The 24,116-nt window shown below is 69.3% G+C and carries 16 protein-coding genes; 4 read left to right on the top strand and 12 right to left on the bottom strand.

What is annotated here, in order from left to right; genetic code table 11:
• Positions 1–47: 47 nt before the first annotated feature.
• Positions 48–1,151 carry a 4-hydroxyphenylpyruvate dioxygenase gene (gene hppD, locus ACW5E8_RS07760; protein ID WP_456964889.1) on the bottom strand — a complete coding sequence of 368 codons (1,104 nt, stop codon included), beginning with the start codon at positions 1,149–1,151 and terminating at the stop codon, positions 48–50.
• Positions 1,152–1,227: 76 nt separating this feature from the next.
• On the opposite strand from hppD, the gene ACW5E8_RS07755 reads away from it, so the two are divergent.
• A complete protein-coding gene (locus ACW5E8_RS07755) occupies positions 1,228–1,722 on the top strand; it encodes a MarR family winged helix-turn-helix transcriptional regulator (protein ID WP_456964888.1) in 495 nt (164 codons plus the stop codon).
• Between the two features lie 16 nt (positions 1,723–1,738).
• Positions 1,739–3,346 carry a sulfotransferase gene (locus ACW5E8_RS07750; protein WP_456964887.1) on the top strand — a complete coding sequence of 536 codons (1,608 nt, stop codon included), beginning with the start codon at positions 1,739–1,741 and terminating at the stop codon, positions 3,344–3,346.
• A gap of 73 nt (positions 3,347–3,419) precedes the next feature.
• Here ACW5E8_RS07750 and ACW5E8_RS07745 read toward each other — a convergent pair whose 3' ends face one another.
• The 4 genes from ACW5E8_RS07745 to ACW5E8_RS07730 form a co-directional block, all read right to left on the bottom strand.
• Complete coding sequence (locus ACW5E8_RS07745) at positions 3,420–4,991, bottom strand: peptide MFS transporter (protein WP_456964886.1); 1,572 nt, start codon at positions 4,989–4,991, stop codon at positions 3,420–3,422.
• Between the two features lie 150 nt (positions 4,992–5,141).
• Positions 5,142–6,635: a peptide MFS transporter gene (locus ACW5E8_RS07740; protein WP_456965266.1), complete on the bottom strand. Its 1,494-nt coding sequence runs from the start codon at positions 6,633–6,635 to the stop codon at positions 5,142–5,144.
• Positions 6,636–6,834: 199 nt separating this feature from the next.
• Positions 6,835–8,418: an AbgT family transporter gene (locus ACW5E8_RS07735; protein WP_456964885.1), complete on the bottom strand. Its 1,584-nt coding sequence runs from the start codon at positions 8,416–8,418 to the stop codon at positions 6,835–6,837.
• 53 nt (positions 8,419–8,471) lie between these two features.
• Positions 8,472–9,347, bottom strand: a complete 876-nt coding sequence (locus ACW5E8_RS07730; RefSeq protein ID WP_456964884.1) for a tryptophan 2,3-dioxygenase — start codon at positions 9,345–9,347, stop codon at positions 8,472–8,474.
• Between the two features lie 145 nt (positions 9,348–9,492).
• Here ACW5E8_RS07730 and ACW5E8_RS07725 point away from each other — a divergent pair, with 145 nt between their 5' ends.
• Positions 9,493–13,170 (top strand): Calx-beta domain-containing protein, encoded by a 3,678-nt coding sequence (locus tag ACW5E8_RS07725; RefSeq protein ID WP_456964883.1) that lies wholly within the window; start codon positions 9,493–9,495, stop codon positions 13,168–13,170.
• 493 nt (positions 13,171–13,663) lie between these two features.
• Here ACW5E8_RS07725 and ACW5E8_RS07720 read toward each other — a convergent pair whose 3' ends face one another.
• The 6 genes from ACW5E8_RS07720 to ACW5E8_RS07695 form a co-directional block, all read right to left on the bottom strand.
• Positions 13,664–14,056: a hypothetical protein gene (locus ACW5E8_RS07720; protein WP_456964882.1), complete on the bottom strand. Its 393-nt coding sequence runs from the start codon at positions 14,054–14,056 to the stop codon at positions 13,664–13,666.
• A gap of 119 nt (positions 14,057–14,175) precedes the next feature.
• Positions 14,176–14,514 carry a hypothetical protein gene (locus ACW5E8_RS07715; RefSeq protein WP_456964881.1) on the bottom strand — a complete coding sequence of 113 codons (339 nt, stop codon included), beginning with the start codon at positions 14,512–14,514 and terminating at the stop codon, positions 14,176–14,178.
• Positions 14,515–14,639: 125 nt separating this feature from the next.
• Complete coding sequence (locus ACW5E8_RS07710; protein WP_456964880.1) at positions 14,640–15,815, bottom strand: thiolase family protein; 1,176 nt, start codon at positions 15,813–15,815, stop codon at positions 14,640–14,642.
• 122 nt (positions 15,816–15,937) lie between these two features.
• On the bottom strand, positions 15,938–17,095 hold the full coding sequence (locus tag ACW5E8_RS07705) for an isovaleryl-CoA dehydrogenase (protein ID WP_456964879.1): 1,158 nt from the start codon (positions 17,093–17,095) through the stop codon (positions 15,938–15,940).
• 102 nt (positions 17,096–17,197) lie between these two features.
• Positions 17,198–18,301 carry a Glu/Leu/Phe/Val dehydrogenase dimerization domain-containing protein gene (locus ACW5E8_RS07700; RefSeq protein WP_456964878.1) on the bottom strand — a complete coding sequence of 368 codons (1,104 nt, stop codon included), beginning with the start codon at positions 18,299–18,301 and terminating at the stop codon, positions 17,198–17,200.
• Between the two features lie 198 nt (positions 18,302–18,499).
• On the bottom strand, positions 18,500–20,053 hold the full coding sequence (locus tag ACW5E8_RS07695) for a phospholipase D family protein (protein ID WP_456965265.1): 1,554 nt from the start codon (positions 20,051–20,053) through the stop codon (positions 18,500–18,502).
• Between the two features lie 209 nt (positions 20,054–20,262).
• Between ACW5E8_RS07695 and ACW5E8_RS07690 the strand changes: the two genes are divergently transcribed.
• Positions 20,263–22,365: a C1 family peptidase gene (locus ACW5E8_RS07690; RefSeq protein WP_456964876.1), complete on the top strand. Its 2,103-nt coding sequence runs from the start codon at positions 20,263–20,265 to the stop codon at positions 22,363–22,365.
• 49 nt (positions 22,366–22,414) lie between these two features.
• On the opposite strand, the gene ACW5E8_RS07685 is transcribed toward ACW5E8_RS07690, so the two are convergent.
• Positions 22,415–24,073, bottom strand: coding sequence for a serine hydrolase (locus tag ACW5E8_RS07685; protein WP_456964875.1), 1,659 nt, complete (start codon positions 24,071–24,073; stop codon positions 22,415–22,417).
• Between the last annotated feature and the right edge of the window lie 43 nt (positions 24,074–24,116).

Genomic DNA, 24,116 nt, shown 5'->3' with positions numbered 1-24,116 from the left:
TTCGCTTGATCCGCGTTCATCCGCGCAGATCCGTGGCAAAAAAGCTTTTAGAGCACGCCGCGCCGCATCTGGTCGCGCTCGATCGACTCGAACAGGGCCTGGAAGTTGCCCTCGCCGAAGCCCTCGTTGCCCTTGCGCTGGATGATCTCGAAGAAGATCGGGCCGAACGCGTTCTGGCCGAAGATCTGCAGCAGCAGGCGCTTCTTGGTTTCCATGTCGGCATCGATGAGGATGGCGTTCTTCCGCAGGCGCGCCACGTCCTCACCGTGGTCGGGCACGCGCTGGTCGACGACGTCGAAGTAGGTGTCCGGCGTATCGAGGAACGGGATGCCCGCCTCGCGCATCTTCTCCACCGACTCGTAGATGTCGTCGGTGAACAGCGCGATGTGCTGGATGCCCTCGCCCTTGTAGTCGCGCAGGTACTCGTTGATCTGGCTCTTCTCGTCCGAGGACTCGTTGAGCGGGATGCGCACCACGCCGTCGGGCGCGGTCATCGCCTTCGACAGCAGGCCGGTCTTCGAGCCCTTGATGTCGAAGTAGCGGATCTGGCGGAAGTTGAACAGCGTCTCGTAGTAGTCCGACCACTTCTGCATGTTCCCGAGGAACAGGTTGTGCGTGAGGTGGTCGATGAAGGTCAGGCCGAAGCCCTTCGGATGCTGGTCGACGCCGGGCAGCGGCTCGTAGTCGGCGTAGACGTCGTTGCTGCCGTCGTCGATCAGATACAGCATGCAGTCGCCGATGCCCTTGATCGCCGGGAAGCCGACGGCGCCGGTCTCGGGCTTGAAGCCGGCCTTTTCGCCGCCGTTTGCGAGCACGTGCTCGAGCACATCGGGGATCGGCTTCTTGAACCGGATCGCGAAGCCGCAGGCCGACGGACCGTGCTTGGCCGCGAAATCGGAGGCGAAGGAGTCCGGCTCTTCGTTGAGCAGGAAGTTGATCGTGCCCTGGCGGAACAGGGTGATCGCGCGCTGGCGGTGCTTCGCGATCGCGGTGAAGCCAAGCTTCTCCAGGTACTCGCGCATCGAATCTGCACGACCGGCGGGCGCCGCGAATTCGACGAACTCGAAGCCGTTGATGCCCATCGGGTTTTCGAAGGTGGTGACCTGCATGCCGAGGTTCGGCTGCGTGCTGGCCTGGGTCTGGGCGCTCATGGCGGCTCCTGGAGTGGACGGGAGGGACGCATTGTTATAGTTTCATATGAAACCAGTTGCAAGGCGCAGCGCAGCAATGACCCCTCCCGCCGATCTCCCCGACGCTCCAAATGCCCATGCCCCCTCTACGGACGCCGCGGCGGCCCTGGACCTGGAGCGTTTCGTTCCGTACCAGCTGAGCTTGTTGTCCAACGTCGTCAGCCAGGAAATCGCCCAGGCCTACGAGGAGCGCTTCGGGCTCGCGGTCACCGAATGGCGGATCATCGCCGTGCTCGGCCGCTTCCCGGGACTGTCCGCAGTCGGCGTGGCCGAGCGCAGCGCCATGGACAAGGTCGCGGTCAGCCGCGCCGTGGCCCGCCTGCTGGAACGCGGCCTGCTGCACCGCGAGGTCGACGGCGAAGACCGCCGCCGCTCGGTGCTCGAGCTCAGTGACGCCGGGCGTGAGATCCATGCCCAGGTCGCGCCGGTGGCGCTGGGCTACGAGCGCGACCTGCTGTCGGCGCTGACCGAGTCCGAACGCGCGCAGTTTTCGCGCATGCTGCACAAACTCGGCGAACATTACGGGCTATAGCGAACTGACCACTACGATGCGACCAGACACCGGTTCCGACGACGCCCGATTCCCCGGCGCCAGCGCCTGGCTGGAGGCCAACGCCCTTGCCGCGGCCTGCGACTGGGCCGGCGCCGCCGATGCCTACGCGCGACTGGCCGAAGCGACGCCCGGCGATGCGGCGGCGTGGATCGGACTGGCCAAGACCCTGGCGCGCACTGGCGCCTACCGCGACATGCACGCGGCCACGATGCGGGCGCACGCGGCAGGCCCGCGTTCCTGGCCGCACGCACTGGCGCTCGCCCGGCTGCTGCGCGACCTGCACGAGCCCCGCGCGCTGGCAGAACTTTCGCTCGCGCTTGCCGCGCAGGCCCATCACGCCAGCGTCGACGACATGGTCGCGCTGGCGGACCTGCTCGGCGCCGAGGACCTGCACGAAGAAGGGCTGGCGTGGCTGGACCGTGCCGTGGCCCGCGAACCCGGCCACGCCCCCGCACGCTACGTGCGCGGCAGCACGCGCCTGTTCCTGGGCGACATGGCCGGCGCCCGCGAGGACCTGGACCGGGCGATCGCCGTGACGCCGCACTTCGCCCATGCCCACCGCCGGCTGTCGCAGCTGCGCGCGCACGACGTGGCCGGCACCGGGGCGCGCATCGCCCGCCTGCGCGACGAGCGCGCACGCGTCGCGCCCGGCAGCGAGCACGACATCCATTTCAGCCACTCCCTGTTCGACGAGCTGCACGACCTCGGCGAACACGAGGCCGCCTGGCCCGAACTCGAGCGCGGCATGCGCGCCAAGCGCGCCGCCATGCGCTACGACGTCGCCGACGACCTGCGCCTGCTCGAGGCTATCCGCGACCGCTGCGACGCGGGATTCCTGGCCGGTCCGGGCCATGACCCGGGCACTGGCGCGCAGCTGCCCGTGTTCATCGTCGGCCTGTTCCGCTCGGGTTCCACCGTGCTCGAACGCATGCTCGGCGGCCATCCCGCGGTGGCCGAGGGCGGCGAAAGCATGGGCTTTGCCGCGGCGCTGCGGCTGGCCGCGGACCATCGCGGCCAGGGCCTGGTCGACGCCGGCCTGCTCGAGCGCCTGGAAACGATCGACTGGCCGGCGCTGGGCCGGGCCTTCCTCGAGGCCAACGCATGGCGCGCGCGCGGCCGCAGCCTGTGGACGGAGAAGCTGCCCACCAACTCCCTGCTGCTGGGCTGCATCGCACGCGCACTGCCGCGGGCGCGGTTCATCCATACCGAGCGCACGCCGATGGACGTGTGCTTCTCCAACCTGCGCATGCTCTATGGCGGCTCCGCGCGCTGGTCCTACGACCAGCGCGAGCTTGCTGCGTGGCACCAGGCGCACGCGGCATTGATGTCGCACTGGCGCGGGGTACTGGGCCCGAGGCTGCTCGATGTCCGCCACGACGACCTGCTGCGCGACCCCGACGCCACGATGCGTCGCGTACTCGACCATCTCGGCCTGGCCTTCGATCCCTCGGTGCTGAAGCCCGAACGCAGCGGTGGCGCCGTGGCGACCGCCAGCGCAGCGCAGGTGCGCTCAGGCCTGCGGGCGCCGCGCGCGCCCGACTGGCTGCCCTACCGCGATCACCTCGGCCCGCTAGCGGCGGGCCTCGGGGTCACGCTGGACTGAACTCCGCGCAAAAAAAGCCGCGCCCCGGAGGGCGCGGCGTGTCACTCATGCCGGGAGTACGCGTGGGCGTCGCTCAGCGGCGCTCTTCGGTGACGTCGATCCCGGCAGCGGCCGGCTCGCCGAGTTCGCTCTGCCCCGCGAGGTCATCGTCGCGCAGGGTGTCGAGGTGCATCAGCTTCTTCACCAGCGGTGCGATCACCAGCATCACCACGCCCACGCCCACCGCCAGCCAGCCGACGTTGGAGTAGACCTCCAGCACCTTCTCCGGGCCCGCGCCCTCGCCGCCGGTGGCGGCCGAGATCAGGCCCGCGGCGAAGTTGCCGGTGGCCGAGGCGAAGAACCAGGTGCCCATGATCAGGCTGGCCATGTGCGCCGGCGTCAGCCGGTTCATCGCCGAGAGCCCGACCGGCGACAGGCACAGCTCGCCGAGGGTGTGGATCAGGTAGATCACGAAGATGAAGATCACCGGGGTCGCGCCCACGGTCGACGCGTTGGCGCCGGCGACCAGGGCCAGGAAGCCCGCGCCCACCAGCACCACGCCGATGGCGAACTTGGCCGGGGTCGAAGGTTCCCAGCCGCGCTTGGCCAGCCACAGCCACAGCATCGCGAACAGCGGCGCGAGGCAGACGATGTAGATCGAGTTCAGCGACTGGAACATCGACGCCGGCACTTCCCAGCCGAGGATGTTGCGGTCGACCGAGCGGTCGGTGAACAGGTTCAGCGACGCGCCGGCCTGCTCGAACAGCGCCCAGAACAGGATCGAGCCGATGATCAGGTACATCGCGGCGAAGATCCGGTTGCGCTCTTCGCGCTGCATCGAGAACACCGCCTTGTAGAGCACGTAGCCGACCAGGATCAGGCCCGCGCCACCCAGCAGGAAGCCGACCAGCTTCTGGTGCTGGATCATCCACCACACCAGGCCCACGGTCAGGAAGCTGAGGACGTACAGCAGCCACTCGAAGCGGATGCCGAACAGCGGCGCCGCAAGCCGCTGCGGATCACGCGGCTCGCCGCGCCCCATCAGCATCGGCTTGCCGATCACGAACACCACCAGGCCCAGCAGCATGCCGACGCCGGCGGCGCCGAAGCCGTACTTCCAGCCATAGGTCTGGCCCAGGTAGCCGGCGATCAGCGAGCCGAGCATCGCGCCCAGGTTGATGCCCATGTAGAAGATCGTGTACGCCGGGTCGCGCCGGATGTCAGTGCGCGGGTACAGCTGGCCGACCATCACCGAGATGTTGGCCTTCAGGAAGCCCGAGCCGACGATGATGAAGGACAGCGCCAGCCAGAAGATATTCATCTCCGGCGCGTCCTGGCCGCCGGTGCCTTCGAAGGCCATCAGGAAGTGGCCGAAGGTCAGCAGCACGGCGCCGAACAGCACCGCCTTGCGCTGCCCCAGGTAGCGGTCGGCGAGGTAGCCGCCCACGACCGGCGCGATGTAGACCAGCGCGGTATACGCGCCGTAGATCACCGAGGCGTCGGAGTCCGAGAACATCCAGTGCTGCACGAGGTAGAAGATCAGCAGCGCGCGCATGCCGTAGTAGGAGAAACGCTCCCACATCTCGGCGAAGAACAGCACGAACAGGCCGCGTGGATGACCCAGGATGGTTTTCTGCGCCTCGATAGCGTGATCTGGATGGGACACTCGGTACTCCGTGGATTACGCCCGCGTTGCGACGGGCCGAATCCGCCAACTTACCGCACTGCGGCGCCAGCATGGAAGCTGAACGCGATGTCGAGAACGCGAACGGCGGCCGAAGGCCGCCGTCCGGAGCCTGCGCCTGGCGCGTCGGGCCTACTTCACCCCGTGCATCAGGCGCTGGATCAGCGGCGCGATCAGCAGCAGCACCACGCCCGCGCCAAGCAGCGCCCAGAACCCGAAGGTGTAGCCCGCCTGCGCCGAGGCGACCGTCATGCCGCCCTCGCCGCTGACGCTCGAGGCGAAGATCCCCGACAGGTTGTTGCCGATCGCGATCGACAGGAACCAGCCGCCCATCGCCAGGCCGGTCAACTTGGCCGGTGCCAGCTTGGTGGTCATCGACAGGCCGATCGGCGACAGGCACAGCTCGCCCACCGACTGGATGACATAGACCATGAACAGCGTCCAGAACGGGATCTTGAGCGACGCCGGGTCCACCAGGTTCGACAGCGCGAACACCAGCAGCAGGAACGCCAGGCCGTTGAAGATCAGGCCGAGGCCGAACTTGCGCGGGATCGACGGGTTCGCGCGGCCCATGGCCACCCACAGCCAGGCCAGGACCGGCGCCAGGGTGATGATCGCGATCGAGTTCACCGACTGGAACCAGCCCACCGGGAAGATCCAGCCGTTGAGGTCGCGGTCGACGATGTTCTGCGCCAGGAAGTTGAACGAGCTGCCGGCCTGCTCGAAGAACATCCAGAACAGCACGTTGAAGCCGAAGATGATCAGCATCGCGATCACCATGTCGCGCTGCCGCGAGCCCTCGCGGATGCCTTCGACCAGCAGCATGATCGCGGGCACCACGAACAGCGCCAGCAGGATCCAGTTGAGCACGCCGGCGTCGATGGTCAGCAGCAGGTAGAACACCGGGATCGCGACCAGCGCGCCGACCGCCACGACCAGCACGCGACCGAGACCCGGCGCATCCGCCGGCGCGGCGCCGATGCCCTTGAGCTGGCTGCGGCCGAACCAGAACCACACCAGGCTGAGCAGCATGCCGATGCCCGACGCGATGAACACCACCTTGTAGGCCGGCATGCCGTCGGCGCCGAACACCTTCTCGGCCAGCCAGCCGGTGAGGATGGGCGCGATGAACGCACCCATGTTGATGCCCATGTAGAAGATGGTGAAGCCGGAATCGCGACGCTGGTCATCGCTCGCGTACAGCTTGCCGACCATGGTCGAGATGATCGGCTTGAACAGGCCGTTGCCGACGATCACCGTGGCCAGGCCGAGCTTCAGCCACTGCTCGCTGGGCATGGTGATGAGGAACAGGCCCGCGGCCATGAAGATCGCGCCCAGCAGGATCGCGCGCTGGTAGCCGATCAGCTTGTCGGCGACGTAGCCGCCGAAGATCGCCGCCGCGTACACCAGCGCCAGGTAGGCACCGTACAGCTGGCTCGCGGGCGCTTCGCCTGTGGCGTCGCCGTTGTAGAACTGCGCCACGATGTACAGCACCAGCGCCCAGCGCATGCCGTAGAAGGCGAAGCGCTCCCAGAACTCGGTCATGAACAGCATCCACAGCGGACGCGGATGGCCCATGACCTGGGCAAACTCCGGAATGGCGGAGCCGCCCGCGGGCTTCTCCATGCCCGGCCCGGCGGGCTCGACGCGGTTCGAATTCATCGTGGTGACTCCCCGTTGGATGGATCGCACTTCCGCCCATCCCGACCCGCGGGCTCCGGCGGCGCCACGGCCGCGCTTTCGCCGGTCGCTTCGAGCGCGAACTTATCCCGGACTGGGCATCCTTGGGAACCGGGCCCGCCCACGGGGGCAGGGACCTCCCGGCTCAGCCGGCCGGGTAGACGTAGCTCGCGCCCACGCCCAGCGGGATGTCGAAGGCCCAGAACGCCAGCAGGAAGAGCGTCCACAGCACCGACAGGGCCACCGAATACGGGATCATCATGGACACCAGCGTGCCGATGCCCGCCGAGGACACATAGCGCTGGCAGAACACCACGATCAGCGGGAAATACGGCATCAGCGGCGTCAGGATGGTGGTCATCGAGTCGCCGACGCGGTACGCGGCCTGGGTCAGGTCCGGCGAGACGCCCAGCTGCATCATCAGCGGCACCATGATCGGCGCCAGCAGCGCCCACTTGGCCGAGGCCGAGCCGATGAACAGGTTCACGACCGCGGTCATCAGGATCAGGCCGATGATCGTCATCCACATCGGCAGGCCCAGCGCCTTGAGGAAGTCGGCGCCTTCCACCGCCATCAGCGTGCCCAGGCCCGAACCGTTGAAGCCGGCCAGGAACTGGGCGATGAAGAAGGCGATGACGATGTAATAGGCCATGCCGGCCATCGACCTGGTCATCGCCGCGATCACGTCGCGATGGCTTTTCACGGTGCCGGCGATGCAGCCGTAGACCACGCCGGGCAGCAGGAAGAACACGAAGATCAGGGCCACGATCGAGCGCATCACCGGCGCCGCGGCCACCAGCAGCGGATGGCTGCCCGCGGGGACCACCTCGGGCGCCGCGCGCCAGGGGCTGGTCTCGGGCCACAGGCTCAGCGCGAACAGCACGCCGGCCACCGCCATCGCCGCCAGCGCCCAGCCCAGGCCACGGCGCTCGGCGACGGTCAGCGGCTCCATGGTCGGCAGCTCGCTGGTGTCGCCGTCGACCTTCATCCGTGCCAGTCGCGGTTCGACGATACGGTCGGTGACGAACCAGCCGATGGCGATGATCAGGAGCGACGACGCCGTGGTGAAGACCCAGTTGTTGAGCGGATTGACCACCAGCAGCGGATCGAGGATCCGCCCCGCCTCCTGGGTGAAGCCCGCCAGCAGCGGATCCAGCGACGAGGGCACGATCAGCGTCGCCGAAAACCCGCCCGACACGCCGCAGAACGCCGCCGCGATGCCCGCCAGCGGATGGCGGCCGGCGGCATAGAAGATCACGCCACCCAGCGGGATCACCAGCACGTAGCCGGCATCGACCGCGACGTGGCTCAGCACCGCCACCGCCACCAGGGCGGGGGTCAGCAGCTGCTTCGGCGTCACCGACAGCGCGCGGCGCAGGGCGGCGTTGATGAAGCCGGTGTGCTCCGCCACGCCCAGGCCGAGCATGGCCACCAGCACCACGCCCAGCGGCGCGAAGCCGAGGAACACATTGACCATGTTCGCCATGAAGGCGGTGAGCGATTCGCCGGCGAGCTGGTTGACGATGCGGACCGGCTCGCCGCTGCGCGGGTCGATGGCGGCGAAGTCGATGCCCGACAGCGCCCACGACAGCCCCCAGACCAGGAGCATCAGCAGCAGGAACAGCACCGCCGGATCGGGAAGACGGTTGCCGACGCGCTCGATGGCGTCGAGGGCACGTGCCATGGCACCACGCGGGGCGATGGCCGCCTCCGGTCCTGCTTGCATCATTCGGGAATCCCCCTGCGAAATCAGGGGCGGATGCTAGCAGGCAGCTCGCGGGCTCAGTACGCGGCGTCGGCGGGCGAGCCGCCGATGCGGGTGCGCACTTCGAACAGTTCCGGGAAGAAAGTCAGCTCCAGCGCCTGCTTCAGGAAGCCCACGCCGCTGGATCCGCCGGTGCCGCGCTTGAAGCCGATGATGCGCATCACGGTGCGCATGTGGCGGAAGCGCCAGAGCTGGAACTCGGTCTCCAGGTCCACGAGGTCCTCGCACAGGTGATAGGCCTCCCAGTCCGCCGCGGTGTCGCGATAGATGCGCTCGAACACCGGCATCAGGTCGGGGTCCATCACGTGCGGCCGCGTCCAGTCGCGCTCCAGGTGCCGCCGCGGGATGGCGTGGCCGGTCCGGTCGAGATAGCGCAGCGCTTCGTCGTAGAGGCTCGGCGATTCCAGCGCGCTGCGCAGCATCGCCTGGGCCGCCGGGTCGTGGGCGAACACCTTCAGCATCCCGGGATTCTTGTTGCCGAGCAGGAATTCCACGGTGCGGTACTGGGCCGACTGGAAGCCCGATGACGGCCCCAGCAGGTCACGGAACTCCGCGTACTCGGACGGCGTGAGGGTCTCCAGCACCGACCACATCGCGGTCAGCTGGCGCAGTACGCCCTTGCAGCGCGCGAAGATCTTCTGGCAGCGGTCCAGCCGGCCCTCGCGCAGGTGCCCGACGGCGGCCTGGAGCTCATGCACCAGCAGCTTCAGCCACAGCTCCGAGACCTGGTGCTGGATGATGAACAGCATCTCGTCGTGGTGCGGCGGGTCCGAGACCGGCTGCTGCGCCGAAAGCAGGCGGTCGAGCTGGAGGTAGCCGCCATAGGTCAGGCGCCCGGACAGCTCGGTGTGGATGCCGGCCTCGAGGGCGCGTTCGTTGTCTTCGATGCTCATCCGTGAAGGGTAGCGCAGGGCGGGCAGCAGGCGAGTCGCGGCCCCACCCGGGGTTGCGCGGGCTGTCACCCGCCTGCAGCAGGCTTGGGGCACAATCGGCCAGTCGCGGCGGGGGCCGCGCCGAACACCTTGGGGAAATCGCCACATGCAACCGCTTCCGTACCGCCTGGCGCTCGTCTTCGCGTTGACCGCCGCCATGGGCGCCGCGCACGCCGACGACACGCCGCAGATCCTGCCCTTCGCGCAGGACTGGACAGACACCAGCCTGATCACCGCGAACAACACCTGGACGAACGTGCCGGGCATCGTCGGCTACAACGGCGCCGGCCTGGCGGGCGGTACCGGGTCCGATCCGCAGACGATCCTGGCTCCCGACGCACCGGGCACGGTCAACGTGATCGCGAACCAGGTCAACACCACGATCAACAACGGCGGCGTGGCCGAGTTCGAAATCGCCAACCCGGTGGTCGCCATGCAGGGCAGCGGCAGCGCGCGCGCGCCGTACCTCAAGCTCCATCTCGACACCCGCGGTGCCAGCGGCATCCAGATGTCCTACCTGCTGCGCGACGTCGACGGAAACAACGACAATTCGGTGCAGCCGGTCGCGCTGCACTACCGCGTCGGCGGCAGCGGCAACTTCACCAACGTGCCCGAGGCCTTCGTGGCCGACGCCAGCGCGGGGCCGGCGCAGACCATGGAGACGCCGGTCTCGGTGACCCTGCCGGCGGCGGTCGACAACCAGGCGCTGGTCGAACTGCGGATCATGACCACCGACGCGGTCGGCAGCGACGAGTGGATCGGCATCGACGACATCGTCGTGGCCGCCGGCGCCACCAGCGGCGACCCGGTGATCGGCATCGGCAACGCCAGCGTGGTCGAGGGCGACGCGGGCACCACGGAGCTGTTCTTCGACGTCAGCCTGAGCAGGCCGGCGGGCGCCGGCGGCGTCACGTTCAACTACGCCACCGCCGACGGCAGCGCGACCGCGGGCGAGGATTACTTCGCCAAGAGCGGCACCACCTCGATCATCGCGGGCGAAACTTCCGCGACCCTGTCGGTCACCGTGATCGGCGACACCGCGGTCGAGCCCGACGAGACCTTCACCCTGGTGCTGTCGGGCATCACCGGCGCGGCCGAGGGCTCTCTCGTCGGCACCGGCACCATCGTCAACGACGATTTCACCGTGCTGCCGATCTCGGCCATCCAGGGCGACGGCGCCACCTCGCCCTACGACGGCACCGAGGTGGTCACCAGCGGCATCGTCACCGCGCGCAAGAACAACGGCTTCTTCATGCAGACGCCCGATGGCCAGGACGACGGCAACGACGCGACCTCCGAGGGCATGTTCGTCTTCACCGCCGGCGCGCCCGGTCCGGAAGCGGCTGTCGGCAACCACGTGCGCGTGCAGGCCACGGTGCTGGAGTACATCCCCGCCGCGGACCCGTACCAGCTGCCGATGACCGAGCTCAGCTTCGCGACCGTCACCCAACTCTCCACCGGGCACGCACTGCCGGCACCGGTGGTGATCGCCGCCGCGGACACGCTCCCCGACGGCGACCTCGACCAGCTCGAGCGCTATGAGGGCATGCGCGTCACCATCCCCGACGCGCGCGTGGTGGCCCCGACCCGCGGCAACACCAGCGAAGTCAACGCCACCGCCACCAGCAACGGCCAGTTCGCCGTGGTCACGGCCGGCGTGGAGCGTCCGCTGCGCGAAGCCGGCATCCAGGTGCCCGATCCGGACCCGAGCGGCACCACCGCCATCGACATCCCGCGCTGGGATTTCAACCCCGAAGTAATCGCCGTGGACAGCGACACCATCGGTGCGCCCCAGGCGAACGTGGCCGCCGGTTGCCGCATCGTCAACGACACGCTCACCGGCCCGCTGGACTACACCTTCCGCCGCTACACCGTGTATCCGGAAAGCGCGCTGGACGTGCAGTGCGACGGCCTCGACCAGCCGCGCGGTTCCGTGCTGCCCAGCCCGGACCACGCCACGTTCGCGACCTACAACCTGCAGCGCTTCTTCGACACGGTGAACGATCCCGGCATCAGCGAACCCGTGCTGACGCAGGATGCCTTCGCCACCCGCCTCAACAAGGCCTCGCTGGGCATCCGCGCCTTCATGCACTCGCCCGACGTCATCGGCGTGAGCGAAGTCGAGAACCTGAACGCGCTGCAGGCGCTGGCCACGAAGATCAATGCCGACGCGGTCGCCCTGGGCGACCCGGATCCGGGTTACATCGCCTACCTCATGGAGGGCAACGACGTCGGCGGCATCGACGTCGGCTTCCTGGTCAAGGCCGGCGAGATCGATGCCGCCCTGCCGCGCGTGGACGTGCTCTCCGTCGAGCAGGTCGGGGCCGACACCACCTGGATCTACGAGGGCACGGGGGCCAGCAGCCTGCTCAACGATCGTCCGCCGCTGGTGCTCGATGCCGTGGTGAACTTCGTCGACGGCCGCGCGCTGCCGGTCACCGTGGTCACGGTGCACCAGCGTTCGCTCAACGGCGTCAACAGCGAAGACCCGGCCGGCACCGGCACCCTCGGCGACCGCGTGCGCCAGAAGCGCCAGCGCCAGGCGGAGTTCCTCGCCGGGATGCTGCAGGACATGCAGGACGCGGATCCCGCGCGCAACATCGTGGTGCTGGGCGACTTCAATGCCTTCGAGTTCAACGACGGCTATGCGGACATCATGGGCACCGTCACCGGCGCGCCTTCGGACGACGACAGCACCGCGGTGAACGGCGACGGCGCCGACCTGGTCGAACCGGACCTCGTCAACGCCACGCTTGTGCTCGAGCCCTCCGAGCGCTACTCGTTCGTGTTCGAAAACAACGCCCAGTCGCTCGACCACATCCTGGTGAACCAGGCGACGCTGACTTCGCCTCTGGGCAACTCCTGGACCATCAGCCACGCACGCCTCAATGCCGACTTCCCGGAGACCGCGCGCAACGACGCCAACAGCGCCGCACGCCTGTCCGACCACGATCCGTCGGTGCTGATGCTCAGGCTGAACGCGTTGCAGTTCGCGGACATGAGCGCCGTGGTGACCGCGCCGCAGCCTTCGGTGCCGGTGGCCGGCACCATGACGTGGGCGGTCGCGGCCGCCAATGCCGGCCCCGACGCGGCGGAGTTCCCGGGCATGGGCCTCGCCGTGGATGCCGAACTGCTGGACCTCGCGGTCAGCGCCCCGACGGGCTGGACCTGCGAACCGCGCACGGTGGGCGGCGGCCAGACCACGGCTGCCTGCACCGCGGACACGCTCGCCAGTGGATCCACGGCCGCGTTCACCGTCACCGCGACGGCGCCGATATCGGCCGCAGGTTCGACCATCACCCTCAGCGCGGCGACCACCTCGCAGACCGAAGACCCGGAGCCGGGCAACGACAGCGGCAGCGCAGCCATCGCCGTTGACGCCAGCGCCGACCTCTCGGTGGTGTTGGGCGGCAGCGCGACCTTCGTCAAGGCGTCGCCGTCGGTGGTGTCCGTCCTGGTCGGCAACTCCGGCCCGGCCCCGGCGCCGGCCGCGATCGTGGCGATCGCGTCCACCAGCCAGGCGGCGCGCACGACCATCGAGGTCCCTGCGGGCTGGACCTGCGCCGTGGCCGCCCGGGCAACGTTCCTTGCCAACTGCACCATGGACAAGAGCGCAAGCCTGGCCAGCGGCGACGAGGCGCTGTTCGATGTCGTGGTCGACACGGGCGGCAGGATGATGCCGCCGTCCTACAGGATCGAGGCCAGCGCCGCGTCCGCGGCGAACGACCCGGCTCCGCAGGACAACGTGGCGTCGAAGACGGTGAAGGGGATCAGCGGCCGCTGAGTCGCCTATAGCCCTACCCTACCCGGAGCGCGGCCCAGGCCGCGCTCTCTTTTTGGTTCTTCTCCCAACTGAGGGAATGGCGCGATAGCGCGGGTGCCGGGTGCCAAGGCCCTTGAGCGCTCATGTCCCCCGGCGCTGGCCTGCGGCCATCGCCTCCTCCTTGACTTCGCTCTCAAGGGCCTTGGCCCCCGGTTCGCAGCAGTACGCGGTGGCCCGGGAGCAAAGCCGGTATCCCGCGCACCTGCAGCAAAGCCGAGCCCCGTCGTGGCCGGGAGGCCTTCGCGGGGAAGTAAAGGAGGAGGCATTCGCCGCCAGGCGGATGCCGGGGGACATGAGCCGCGAAGGCCTCCCGGCCGCGGCGGGGCCCTCCAGGTCACGGTGAGGCATAGCGAAAGAAGCAGGCACTCCTCGTCGAAGCGGCTTCCCCGGACTTGGGAGATGAACCAAAAAAAGGGCCCGCCGGAGCGGGCCCTTCCAAAGCGAACCGCGTGGATCAGTTGCGGACGTCTTCGGCGGCGCGGTCGGCGGCCTCGGAAGCCTTCTTCAGCGCGTCGGCGCTGGCTTCGCGGGCGCTGGCTTCGGCCTCGGCGGCGGCGGCGCGTGCCTCTTCGCTGGCGTTCTGCGCGGCGACTTCGGCGTCGGCAGCAGCCTCGTCAGCGGCAGCGCCGACTTCGGCGGCGGCTTCGCCGGTGGCGGCGGCAGTGGCGTCCCAGCCGGCTTCGGCGGCATCGCCAGCGGCAACGGCGGCGTCCTGGGCGGCGTCACCGGCCTGCTCCAGGGCGGCTTCGGCTTCGGCGGTTTCCTGCTGCGCGGTGGCGGTTTCGTTCTGGCAGGCGGCCAGGACAAAGATGCAGGCGGTGGCCAGGAGGGCGGTCTTGATCTTCATGGATGGATCCTCGTCATGGAAGGACCGTTGTCTCGGCCCGGGGTCAGGAACGGAAAGGCCGCTGGAAACCAGCGGCCGTCCGTATTGCTTTGCAACTCTCGAACCTGTGGAACCAGTGATTACTGGTCCACGGCCTCGTCGGCGGCTTCTTCCGTCGCGTCGGCGGCGGCTTCGGCAGCGTCGGCGGCCTCGTCAGCAACGTCGGCAGCGGCGTCGGCAGCCGAACCTTCGACCGCGGTGGCGGCGTCGGCGGCAGCGTCGGCAGCCGCGTCAGCGGCGGCAGCGGCGCTGTCGGCAGCGGCGTCGGCAGCCGTGGTGCCGGCCAGCGCGGCGTCAGCGGCAGCCTGGTCGGCGGCCTCGGCAGCGTCGGCGGCAGCGTTGGCAGCCTGGTCCTGGTTCGAGCAGGCGGCCAGGCCAAGGCCCAGCGCCAGCGCGATCAGCAGCTTGTTCATGCTCATTGTTTCTTATCCTCGTCGTGGTATCAGGTCAACGCACACAAGTGCGCCGGATATCATGATGACAAGCCGCTTGCGACTGTCAAGCGGAAGTTTGAATCGGGCACCGTAAAGGTCGTGTTAACGGTTCAGGCAAGTTCGACCGCAATCGCCGTCGCCTCGCCGCCGCCGATGCACAGCGATGCCACGCCGCGCTTGCCGCCGCGGGCTTTCAGGGCGTGCAGCAGTGTCACCACCAGGCGCGCGCCGCTGGCGCCGATGGGGTGGCCCAGGGCGACCGCGCCGCCGTTGACGTTCACCCGGTCGTGGGGAATGCCGAGTTCCTGCATCGGCGCCATGGCCACCACGGAGAAGGCTTCGTTGATCTCGAAGAGATCGACGTCCTGCACCGTCCAGCCCGCCTTTTCCAGCACCTTTTCGATCGCCTGGATCGGCGCAGTGGTGAACCACTCCGGGGCCTGGGCATGGGTGGCGTGGGCGACGATGCGGGCCAGCGGCTGCAATCCGCGGTTCGCGGCTTCCGCGGCCGACATCAGCACGGTGGCGGCGGCGCCGTCGGAGATCTTCGACGACGAAGCCGCGGTCAGCACGCCCTCCTTGCCGAAGGCCGCGCGCAGGCCGGGGATCTTCTCGAGGTTGACCTTGCCCGGCTCCTCGTCGGTGTCGGCCACCACGTCGCCCTTGCGGGTCTTGACCGTTACCGGCGCGATCTCGTCCTTGAACGTGCCGTCGGCGATCGCCTTCTGCGCGCGGCGCGCGCTCTCGGCCGAGAACGCGTCGACAGCCTCGCGGCTGAAGCCGAGCTTCGTGCAGGTCGCATCGCCGAACACGCCCATGGCCTGGCCATCGTCGGGGTTGGTCAGGCCGTCATGGGCCATGTGGTCGAGGAAGTTGGCAGTGCCGTAACGGATGCCGGTGCGCGAGCCGTTGAGCAGGTGCGGGGCGTTGGTCATCGACTCCATGCCGCCGGCCACGACCACGTTGGCCGAGCCGGCCTTGATGATGTCGGTGGCCAGCATGATCGCCTTCATGCCCGAGCCGCAGACCTTGTTGATGGTGGTCGCGCCCGCGGCATCGGGGATGCCCGCCGCGCGCGAGGCCTGGCGCGCCGGCGCCTGGCCGAGGCCGGCCGGCAGCACGCAGCCCATGATCACTTCATCAACCTGGTCGGCGGCCACGCGGGCGTGGTCGAGCGCGCCGCCGATGGCCGCGGCGCCCAGGGTGGGGGTCGGCACCCCGGTGAACTGGCCGAGCATGGAACCGATGGCGGTGCGCTTGGCACCGACGATGACGACGTCGGTCATGGGGGGAACTCCGGTGGATGTGTGCGGCCATTATCGCACTGCAACATGGCTCCGCCATCGCCCATTGGTCCGGGGCCGCGCCTCTTCCTCTGTGGGAGCCGCGCCCACAATGGAGCACGGTCTCAGTCGCGACCTTCGAACAGCTCCCGGCCGATCAGCATCCGGCGGATTTCGTTGGTGCCCGCGCCGATCGCGTACAGCTTGGCGTCGCGCAGGATGCGGCCGGTGGGGTATTCGTTGATGTAACCGTTTCCGCCCAGGGCCTGGATGCCCTCCAGCGCCACCTGCACCGCCGCTTCCGAGGCGTGCAGCAGGCAGCTGGCCGGGTCGATGCGCGAGCGGTGGCCGGCGTCGTAGTCGCGCGCGACCTGGTAGGCGTAGGCGCGGCTGGACTGCAGCGCGGTGTACATGTCGGCGATCTTGGCCTGCATGATCCCGAACGTGCCGATGGCGGCGTCGAACTGCCTGCGCTCGCGCACATAGGGCAGGGCGGCGTCGAGCGCGGCCTGCATCAGGCCCAGCGGGCCGCCGGTCAGCACCAGGCGCTCGGTGTCGAGGCCCGACATCAGCACCTTGACGCCCTGGTTCACTTCGCCCAGCACGTTTTCGGCCGGGATCTCGCAGTCCTTGAACACCAGCTCGCAGGTATTGCTGCCGCGCATGCCGAGCTTGTCCAGCTTCTGCGCGGTGCTGAAGCCCTTCATGCCGCGCTCGACGATGAAGGCGGTCATGCAGCGGCTGCCGGCGTCCTTGCCCGCGGTGCGCATGTACACCACCAGCACGTCGGCCTCGGGGCCGTTGGTGATCCACATCTTGCTGCCGTTGGCGATCCAGACGCCATCGCGAAGCTCCGCGCGGCAGGCCATCGAACCGACCACGTCGGAGCCCGCGCCCGGCTCGCTCATCGCCAGCGCGCCCTTCCACTCGCCGCTGCACAGCTTCGGCAGGTACTTCGCGCGCTGGGCGTCGCTGCCGTTGTGGTGCAGGTTGTTCACGCACAGGTTGGAGTGCGCGCCGTAGCTCAGACCGATCGAACCCGAGGCGCGCGAGATCTCCTCCATCGCCACCAGGTGTGCCAGGTAGCCCATCTCGCTGCCGCCGAACTCGCCCGGCACGGTCATGCCCAGCAGGCCCATGTCGCCGAGCTTCGGCCACAGCGCCTGCGGGAAGGCATTGTCGTGGTCCACGGCCTCGGCCAGCGGCGCGATCTCGGCTTCGGCGAAGCGGCGCACGGCGTCGCGAAGCGCGTCGAGTTCCTCACCCAGCGGGAAGGTGCGCATGTTCGTGTCTCCCATCATGGCAACCGGCGCGTCCTGCGCCGGCGCGGTGTCCAGAAACAACGACGGGGCGCCAGGCCCCGTCGTCTTCAGCGTAGCGGCAGTTTACGCACCGCCGCGGATGCGGCCGTGGAAGCGTGGCGCGGTGCGGCCCATCGGCAGCTTGAGCTTGCCCATCACTTCGATGCGCTCTTCGGCCATGCGGTCGGCGGCCTTGTAGGTCGGGATGCCGTCGCGCTGGGCGATCTCGAAGATGCGCGTCAGGTTGTGGTAGATCGTGCGCATCTGGCGCATGGCGCGCTCGCGGTTGTAGCCGGTCATCTCCAGCGCCACGTTCATCACGCCGCCCGCGTTGACGGCGTAGTCGGGCGCATACAGCATGCCGCGCTTTTCGAGCTCGTCGCCGATGGCGTTGTTGGCCAGCTGGTTGTTGGCCGAGCCGCAGATGATCTTGGCCTTCAGGCGCGGCAGGGTTTCTTCGTTCACGGTGCCGCCCAGCGCGCAGGGCGAGTACACGTCGGCGTCGACGTCGTAGATCTCGTCCAGGCCCACGGCCTCGCAGCCGTACTCGTTCACGGCCTTGTCGACCAGCGCCTGGTTGATGTCGGTGACGAAGATCTTCGCGCCGCGCTCCTTGAGCAGCTTCACGTACTCCATGCCGACATGGCCCAGGCCCTGGACGCTGTAGCTGTAGTTGCCGACTTCTTCATTGCCGAACTTGGCGTTCAGCGCGGCCATCAGGCCCTGCAGGGTGCCGTAGGCGGTGAACGGCGACGGATCGCCCGAGCCGCCGTGGACCTGGTGCACGCCGGTGACGAACTCCGTCTCCTTGTAGACGTGCTCCATGTCGTTGACGTCGATGCCGACGTCCTCGGCGGTGATGTAGCGGCCGCCCAGCGACTGCACGGCCTTGCCGAAGGCGCGGAACAGGGCCTCGGACTTGTCGGTGGCCGGGTTGCCGATGATCACGGCCTTGCCGCCGCCGATGTCGAGGCCGGCCACCGCGTTCTTGTAGGTCATGCCGCGCGACAGGCGCAGCACGTCGTTGAGCGCGTCGGCCTCGGTCTTGTACGGCCACATGCGGGTGCCGCCCAGCGCGGGGCCCAGCACGGTGTTGTGGATCGCGATGATGGCCTTCAGGCCCGCATCCTTGTTGTGGCAGAAGACGACCTGCTCGTGGCCGTAGGTATCGAGATGCTCAAAGATCATTCCGGACTCCGCAGCCGGCGCACGTCACCGCGCTGAGCGCGACCGGCGGCCGGTGGTTTAGGTAAGTTGCTGATTCGTATCAGTCGCCAGGATCGCCCGACGTCACAAGTGCCGTGCGACAGCCGCGGCATTCTACGCCGCCGCCCGGCCAATTGCCCGTGGCGCCCATGCCGCAGCGCAGCATACAGTCCGCAGTTGCTAGAGCTGCGACTCCAGCGGGAGCCAGCGGAACACGAAGGCCTGCAGGCGGCGCCAGCGGCTGGCCTGGGGCTCGTTGTGGAGCAGGCGCGGCTCCGGTCCCGCGGCGTCCAGCCAGGCCAGGTCGCCGTCGCCGTCCAGGCCCACTTTCCAGCTGATGGCGGGGCCGGCCAGGTGCAGGTACTCGGCGCGCAGGTCGGCCGCCAGGCCCGGATCGTCGAAGAACACCCCCATCTCGGTATTGAGGTACGCCGAGCGCGGGTCGAGGTTGTAGGACCCGATGAAGCCCTGGGTCCCGTCCACCAGGAAGGCCTTGGTGTGCAGGCTCGCGCCGCTGCTGCCGGACCCGCCGCCGCGCGGACGCGGGATGGCGGTTGCCGCGCTGCCGTCGCCGTTGCCGTCCCCCGCCGCGGCTTCCGGGCGCAATTCGTACAGGTGCACGCCCCCGGCGAGCAGTCGCTTGCGGTACTTCGCATAGCCGCCGTGCACGGCGACCACGTCGTTGGCGGCCAGCGAGTTGGTGATCACGCCCACGTGCACGCCGTCCGCGGCCAGGCCGGTGAGCACGGCGGAAGTGTCGTCGCCCGGCACGAAGTAGGGCGACACCAGCAGCGCCGCTTGCTCCGCGCCGCGGAGGCTGGCGTCCACGCGTTCCACCAGCCAGCCCGAGGTGTCCTCGCCGGGGCGCTTCACCGGCGGGTCGGATACCACGCGGATGTGCTCGCTCCAGTGCGGCGACAGCGCATCGTCGAGATAGGCGCGCACGCTGGGGGAACTGTCCACCCGCTGCAGGTAGCGCTGTGCCGCGGGGGTGCGGGCTTCGGTGCCGATGGTGTCGGCCACCGCGCGGATGTCATCCATGCCGAGCTGGCCGAGGTCCGACAGCGGCACCACGGCATCGGAATTCCAGAACGCGTCGAAGATCGCGCTGGCCTGCGCGACTTCCGGCCCGAACAGCAGCAGGTCGAGGTCGTGGAAGTTGCTGCTTTCCGACGCGCTGAAATACTCCAGCCCGACGTTGCGCCCGCCGACGATCGCCACCCGCCCATCGGCGATCCAGGCCTTGTTGTGCATGCGGTGGTTGAGGCTGAAGCCACGCTGCAGCATCTCCAGCAGCCGCGCGATGCCGCTGCGGTTGCGGAAGGGGTTGTACAGGCGCACCTGGATGTTGGGGTGGCCATCAAGCACCAGCAGCGGCGTGTCCTTGCCGCCGGCGTTGATGTCGTCGAGCAGCAGGCGCACGCGCACCCCGCGCTCGGCGGCGGCCCAGGCCTCGCGCGCGAGCAGGCGGCCGGTGAGGTCGTCGTGCCAGATGTAGTACTGCAGGTCCAGGCTGCGGCCCGCCTGCCGCGCCGACATCGCGCGCGCGGCGAAGGCGTCGATTCCGTCGACGAGCGTCAGCGCACCGGTCTTGCCGGGATTGCGCGCCAGCAGCGGCACGAGTTCGCGGTCAAGCGCGGTGTGGTCCGCGGCAAGGGGCAGGGTGTATGACGGCTCGCCCGTGTTCGGCGGCGTCAGGCGATCGGCCAGCAGCAGGCCGCTGCCAACCAGCATCAAGAGTGAGAACGCCCCCCAGAGCGCGATGCGCCGTGCCCGTGTGATCACCCGCAACCCCCATCCCGCGAATCCCGACACTTTACCGCCCTTGTGGGAGCAGCTATAGCCGCGATCGCCGCATGCGCCCAGGGTTGCGGCAGATGCCGGTCGCAGCTATAGCTGCTCCTACAGGGGCTTGGCTGAGGTAGGCGAGGGAGATACCAGGCATGGCCGTGTCCACACCCGCTCCACCGCCCGCGATCGCGGGCTTCAACACCGGCAAGCGCCGGCTCTTCGACGCCCGGCCCGACACCGCCGACTTCCGCGACCGCATGTTCGAGCCCACCCTGGTCGATGTGCCGACCGACGCACCGCTTGCCGCCTTCATCGACCAGGGCGTGCCGGTGCTCGACCAAGGCGCGGACGGCGCCTGCACCGCCTTCGGCCTGGCCACGGTCGCCCATGCGCTGTTGCGCCGCCGCCGCCCCGAGGCCGACCCCGGGATCGTCAGCACCCGCATGCTTTACGACATGGCCCGCCGCTATGACGAGTGGGAGGGCGAAAGCTATTCCGGCTCCAGCTGCCGCGGCGCGATGAAGGCCTGGCACCGCCATGGTGTCTGCGCCGAAGACCTCTGGCCCTGGACCCCGGGCCTGCACGTCGAGCCGTATACCGACGAACGCGCGCGCGACGCCCTGCGCAATCCGCTGGGCGCCTACGCGCGCGTGAACCACCGCGACCTGGTCGCCATGCACGCCGCCTTCGCCGAAACCGGCGTGCTCTACGCCTCGTCCGCCGTGCACGAAGGCTGGCACGCGCCGCCCGACAGCGGCCGCATCGCTTGGACTCGTCAGCCGGTGGTCGGCTGGCACGCCTTCGCCGTCGTCGGCTACGACCGCAACGGCTTCTGGATCCAGAATTCCTGGGGCACGCGCTGGGGCCGCGCCGGTTACGGCCACGTCAGCTATGACGAATGGCTGGAACGCGGCAGCGACGTCTGGGTCGCACGCCTGGCGGTGCCGGTGGAGCTTGACCGCGCAAGCTCGGTGGCGGTCAGCAATTCACCGCTGGGCCGGCAGTCGGTCGGCTATTCCCAGGCAGACCTGCGCCCGCACGTCATCAGCCTCGGCAACAACGGTGCCCTGCGCTGCGAAGGCCGCTTCGCCTGCACCCAGGACGACGTGCGCAACATCGTGCGCCGCGACATGCGCGCGATCACGAAGGACTGGAAGAAGAAGCGCGTGCTGCTGTACGCGCACGGCGGCCTGGTGCCGGAGGCCGCCGCCATCCAGCGCGTGGCCGACTACCGCGAAGCCATGCTGCGCGAGGACATCTACCCGCTGTGCTTCGTCTGGAAGACCGACCTCTGGACCACGCTCGGCAACATCCTGAAAGACGCCGCGCACCCGCGCAGCGAAGGCCTATTCGACAAGGCCAAGGACCTTCTGCTCGACCGCCTCGACGACACCATCGAGCCGCTGGCGCGCGCCATCGGCGGCAAGGCGATGTGGGACGAGATGAAGGAGAACGCGCTGCTCGCCACCACCGCCGTGCGCCTGCAGCCTGGCGGCGGCACCATCGAGCACGGCGGCGCCGCGCAGGTCGCGCGCCTGCTCGACGAATGGCGGCGCGAAGATCCCTCGGTCGAGATCCACGTCGCCGCGCACAGCGCCGGCAGCATCCTGATGGCACCGCTGGTGCAGCTGTTCACGCGCCCCGGCCAGGTCATCGGCGGACCCGCGCGCGGCATGCTCGGCATGGGCGGGCGGTTGGCCAGCCTCACCCTGTGGGCGCCGGCGGTCGACATGGACACCTTCATCCAGGCCTATGTCCCGGCGATCTCATCGCGTGCGGTGGCGCGGGCGTCGCTCTTCACCCTCACCGACAGCGCCGAGCAGGACGACCACTGCCTGCGCATCTACAACAAGTCACTGCTGTACCTGGTGGCGCGCGCGTTCGAGAAGCAGCCGCGCAGCTGGATCGACAATCGCCTGCGCCAAGGCACGCCGATCGCCGGCATGGCGCGCTTCATCGAGGCGGCGACACCCGCCGACCAGGCCTGGGGCCACGAGCGCGTGGGGGACCTGATCGCGCGCGGGCGGCTGGCGTGGGTGCAGGCGCCGAACGACCGGCCGCTGGGGGATGCCGGTGCATCGCGCGCCACCACGCACGGCGGTTTCGATGATGATCCGGCGACGGTGCAGGCCTTGATCGCGTTCATCCTCGGCCGGGCGGCGGGGGATGCGGATGTGGACGTGAAGCGCACGGCGGGTGCGCTGGAAGGGCATCGCAATCGGGTGCTGGAGGGGTTGGTGGAGGTGGGTTCGTAGGCGGGGCGGGGTTGGGTGCAGTCAGGGGCGTGCTGGCCGGCGCCGGCGGCTACCGCGCGTCGCGCGCGTCCTGCGCCCGCGCTTTCGCGGCTTTGCCGAGCGACATCGCGTAGACACGGTCGTGCTCGTCGTGGGCGATCGCCGGCAGGTGCAGGTCAGCGCCCATGGCCTGGGCAAGCTCATTGAGCGTGTTGGAGTGCGCCACCACCACCGCCGGCTCCCCGCGTTCCAGCAGCCGCTGCACCAGCGCCTCCGGGTGCGCGGGGTCGTAGATGTCGATTTCGACCCCGGCGTCGGCCGCGATTGCGCCCGCGGTCTCGCGCGAACGGCCGGTGTCGGTCGCATACACGCGGCGCAGCGCGGGTGATCCCAGCGTGGCGTACCACGCGTCGGCGCGGGCGACGCCTGCCGGCGTGAGCGCGGGGTCGGGACCGCTGCCGGCTTCGGCGTGCCGCACCAGCCAGGCCCGGGGACCGGCGGCGTCGCCGGCCAGCGCCTGCCCCAGCGCGATCACATCGCGGGAGAAGCGTGCGTAGCCGCTGTCGGCCGGGTGCGTGCCCTCGGCTTCACGGCTGCGGATCTGCCGCACCGCGACCAGGCGCTGCTCCGGCACCACCACGATGTACTGGCCCAGGTAGCCGTTGGCCTCGTACGCCACCACCGGGCCGAGGGTCTCGTCGAACAGGTCCGCCCGCTTCAGGTCGCGCGCGGCGATACCGGGCATGTAGCGATCGGCGTAGTCGTTGCCAAGCGCGGCCTGCAGGGCGTCAGTCACGCTGCCGAAGATGCGGCCGTCCAGCGTTTCCAGGGCCGTGATGAGTCCGGCATCCACGCCTTTCGCGGCCATGCGATCGGCGGCGTCGTCGCGCAGGGTGACGCGCTCCCATTCCGGCAGGCGCCACCACAACAGGCCCACGCGCTGGGAGTGGGCGGACGGTGCGAACAGATCGTCCACGAATCCTTCCGGCAGCAGTCGCGTGCCATCGGCAAGGCGGCCGCCATCGAGCAGCAGCTGGCCGAGCCTCGCCGCATCGCGCGCGCTCAAGGGCAGGCCGGCCATGGCATGCGGGTTGCCTGCGTCGTCGCGATGCCACTCACCGGCCTGCATGCCCAGCGGCGCGAACAGGCGCGATCCCAGGTACTGGTCCATCGGCTGCCCGGAAGCGCGGTGGATCACCCCGGCAAGCAGGTTGGTGGCCTTGTTGTTGTAGGCGAACGCCTCGCCTGGCGCGGTGGTGAGCTCGGCAGCGAGCGCAAGCTGCACCACGTCCGGCGCGGGATAGATCTCGGCGCCGGCGTTGGGGCTGTTCTGCAGGCCCGAGGTGTGGTCGAGCAGCATGCGCACGGTGATGTCGGCCTTGCGGCCCTGGCGCCACTCCGGATACCAGGTGGACACCGGCGCATCGAGCGAGTCCAGGTGGCCATCGGCCAGCAGCAGGCCGATGCCCAGCGCCACCACCGACTTGGTGGCCGACATCAGCTCGATCGGCCCGCGCTCGCCTTCGCCGTACTGCTCGAGCAGGACGTCGCCATCGCGCATCACCAGCAGCGCATCGCTGTGGCTGTCGCGCCCGGCGCGTTCGATGGCGGCGAGCGCCTCGGTGGCTTCCGCGGACAGGGGCTCGGGCGGGGCGGCGGACGCCGGAAAGGCGGCCGTGACGAGCGCGCCGGCTACGGCAAGGGAGCGCAGGAGCGACGTGAGGGTCATCGGCGTGTTCCGGACTGGACCAGGCGCCACTCTAGGCGGACGG

The organism is Luteimonas sp. A649, assembly GCF_054072735.1.
This window is presented reverse-complemented; position numbering and strand designations above follow the sequence as displayed.

What these genes read in the sequence shown, in the direction of transcription:
- hppD (WP_456964889.1), bottom strand. Translation starts at nt 1,151, where the DNA reads ATGAGCGCCCAGACCCAGGCCAGCACGCAGCCGAACCTCGGCATGCAG.
- ACW5E8_RS07755 (WP_456964888.1), top strand. Translation starts at nt 1,228, where the DNA reads ATGACCCCTCCCGCCGATCTCCCCGACGCTCCAAATGCCCATGCCCCC.
- ACW5E8_RS07750 (WP_456964887.1), top strand. Translation starts at nt 1,739, where the DNA reads ATGCGACCAGACACCGGTTCCGACGACGCCCGATTCCCCGGCGCCAGC.
- ACW5E8_RS07740 (WP_456965266.1), bottom strand. Translation starts at nt 6,635, where the DNA reads ATGGAGAAGCCCGCGGGCGGCTCCGCCATTCCGGAGTTTGCCCAGGTC.
- ACW5E8_RS07735 (WP_456964885.1), bottom strand. Translation starts at nt 8,418, where the DNA reads ATGATGCAAGCAGGACCGGAGGCGGCCATCGCCCCGCGTGGTGCCATG.
- ACW5E8_RS07730 (WP_456964884.1), bottom strand. Translation starts at nt 9,347, where the DNA reads ATGAGCATCGAAGACAACGAACGCGCCCTCGAGGCCGGCATCCACACC.
- ACW5E8_RS07725 (WP_456964883.1), top strand. Translation starts at nt 9,493, where the DNA reads ATGCAACCGCTTCCGTACCGCCTGGCGCTCGTCTTCGCGTTGACCGCC.
- ACW5E8_RS07720 (WP_456964882.1), bottom strand. Translation starts at nt 14,056, where the DNA reads ATGAAGATCAAGACCGCCCTCCTGGCCACCGCCTGCATCTTTGTCCTG.
- ACW5E8_RS07715 (WP_456964881.1), bottom strand. Translation starts at nt 14,514, where the DNA reads ATGAGCATGAACAAGCTGCTGATCGCGCTGGCGCTGGGCCTTGGCCTG.
- ACW5E8_RS07710 (WP_456964880.1), bottom strand. Translation starts at nt 15,815, where the DNA reads ATGACCGACGTCGTCATCGTCGGTGCCAAGCGCACCGCCATCGGTTCC.
- ACW5E8_RS07705 (WP_456964879.1), bottom strand. Translation starts at nt 17,095, where the DNA reads ATGCGCACCTTCCCGCTGGGTGAGGAACTCGACGCGCTTCGCGACGCC.
- ACW5E8_RS07700 (WP_456964878.1), bottom strand. Translation starts at nt 18,301, where the DNA reads ATGATCTTTGAGCATCTCGATACCTACGGCCACGAGCAGGTCGTCTTC.
- ACW5E8_RS07695 (WP_456965265.1), bottom strand. Translation starts at nt 20,053, where the DNA reads ATGCTGGTTGGCAGCGGCCTGCTGCTGGCCGATCGCCTGACGCCGCCG.
- ACW5E8_RS07690 (WP_456964876.1), top strand. Translation starts at nt 20,263, where the DNA reads ATGGCCGTGTCCACACCCGCTCCACCGCCCGCGATCGCGGGCTTCAAC.
- ACW5E8_RS07685 (WP_456964875.1), bottom strand. Translation starts at nt 24,073, where the DNA reads ATGACCCTCACGTCGCTCCTGCGCTCCCTTGCCGTAGCCGGCGCGCTC.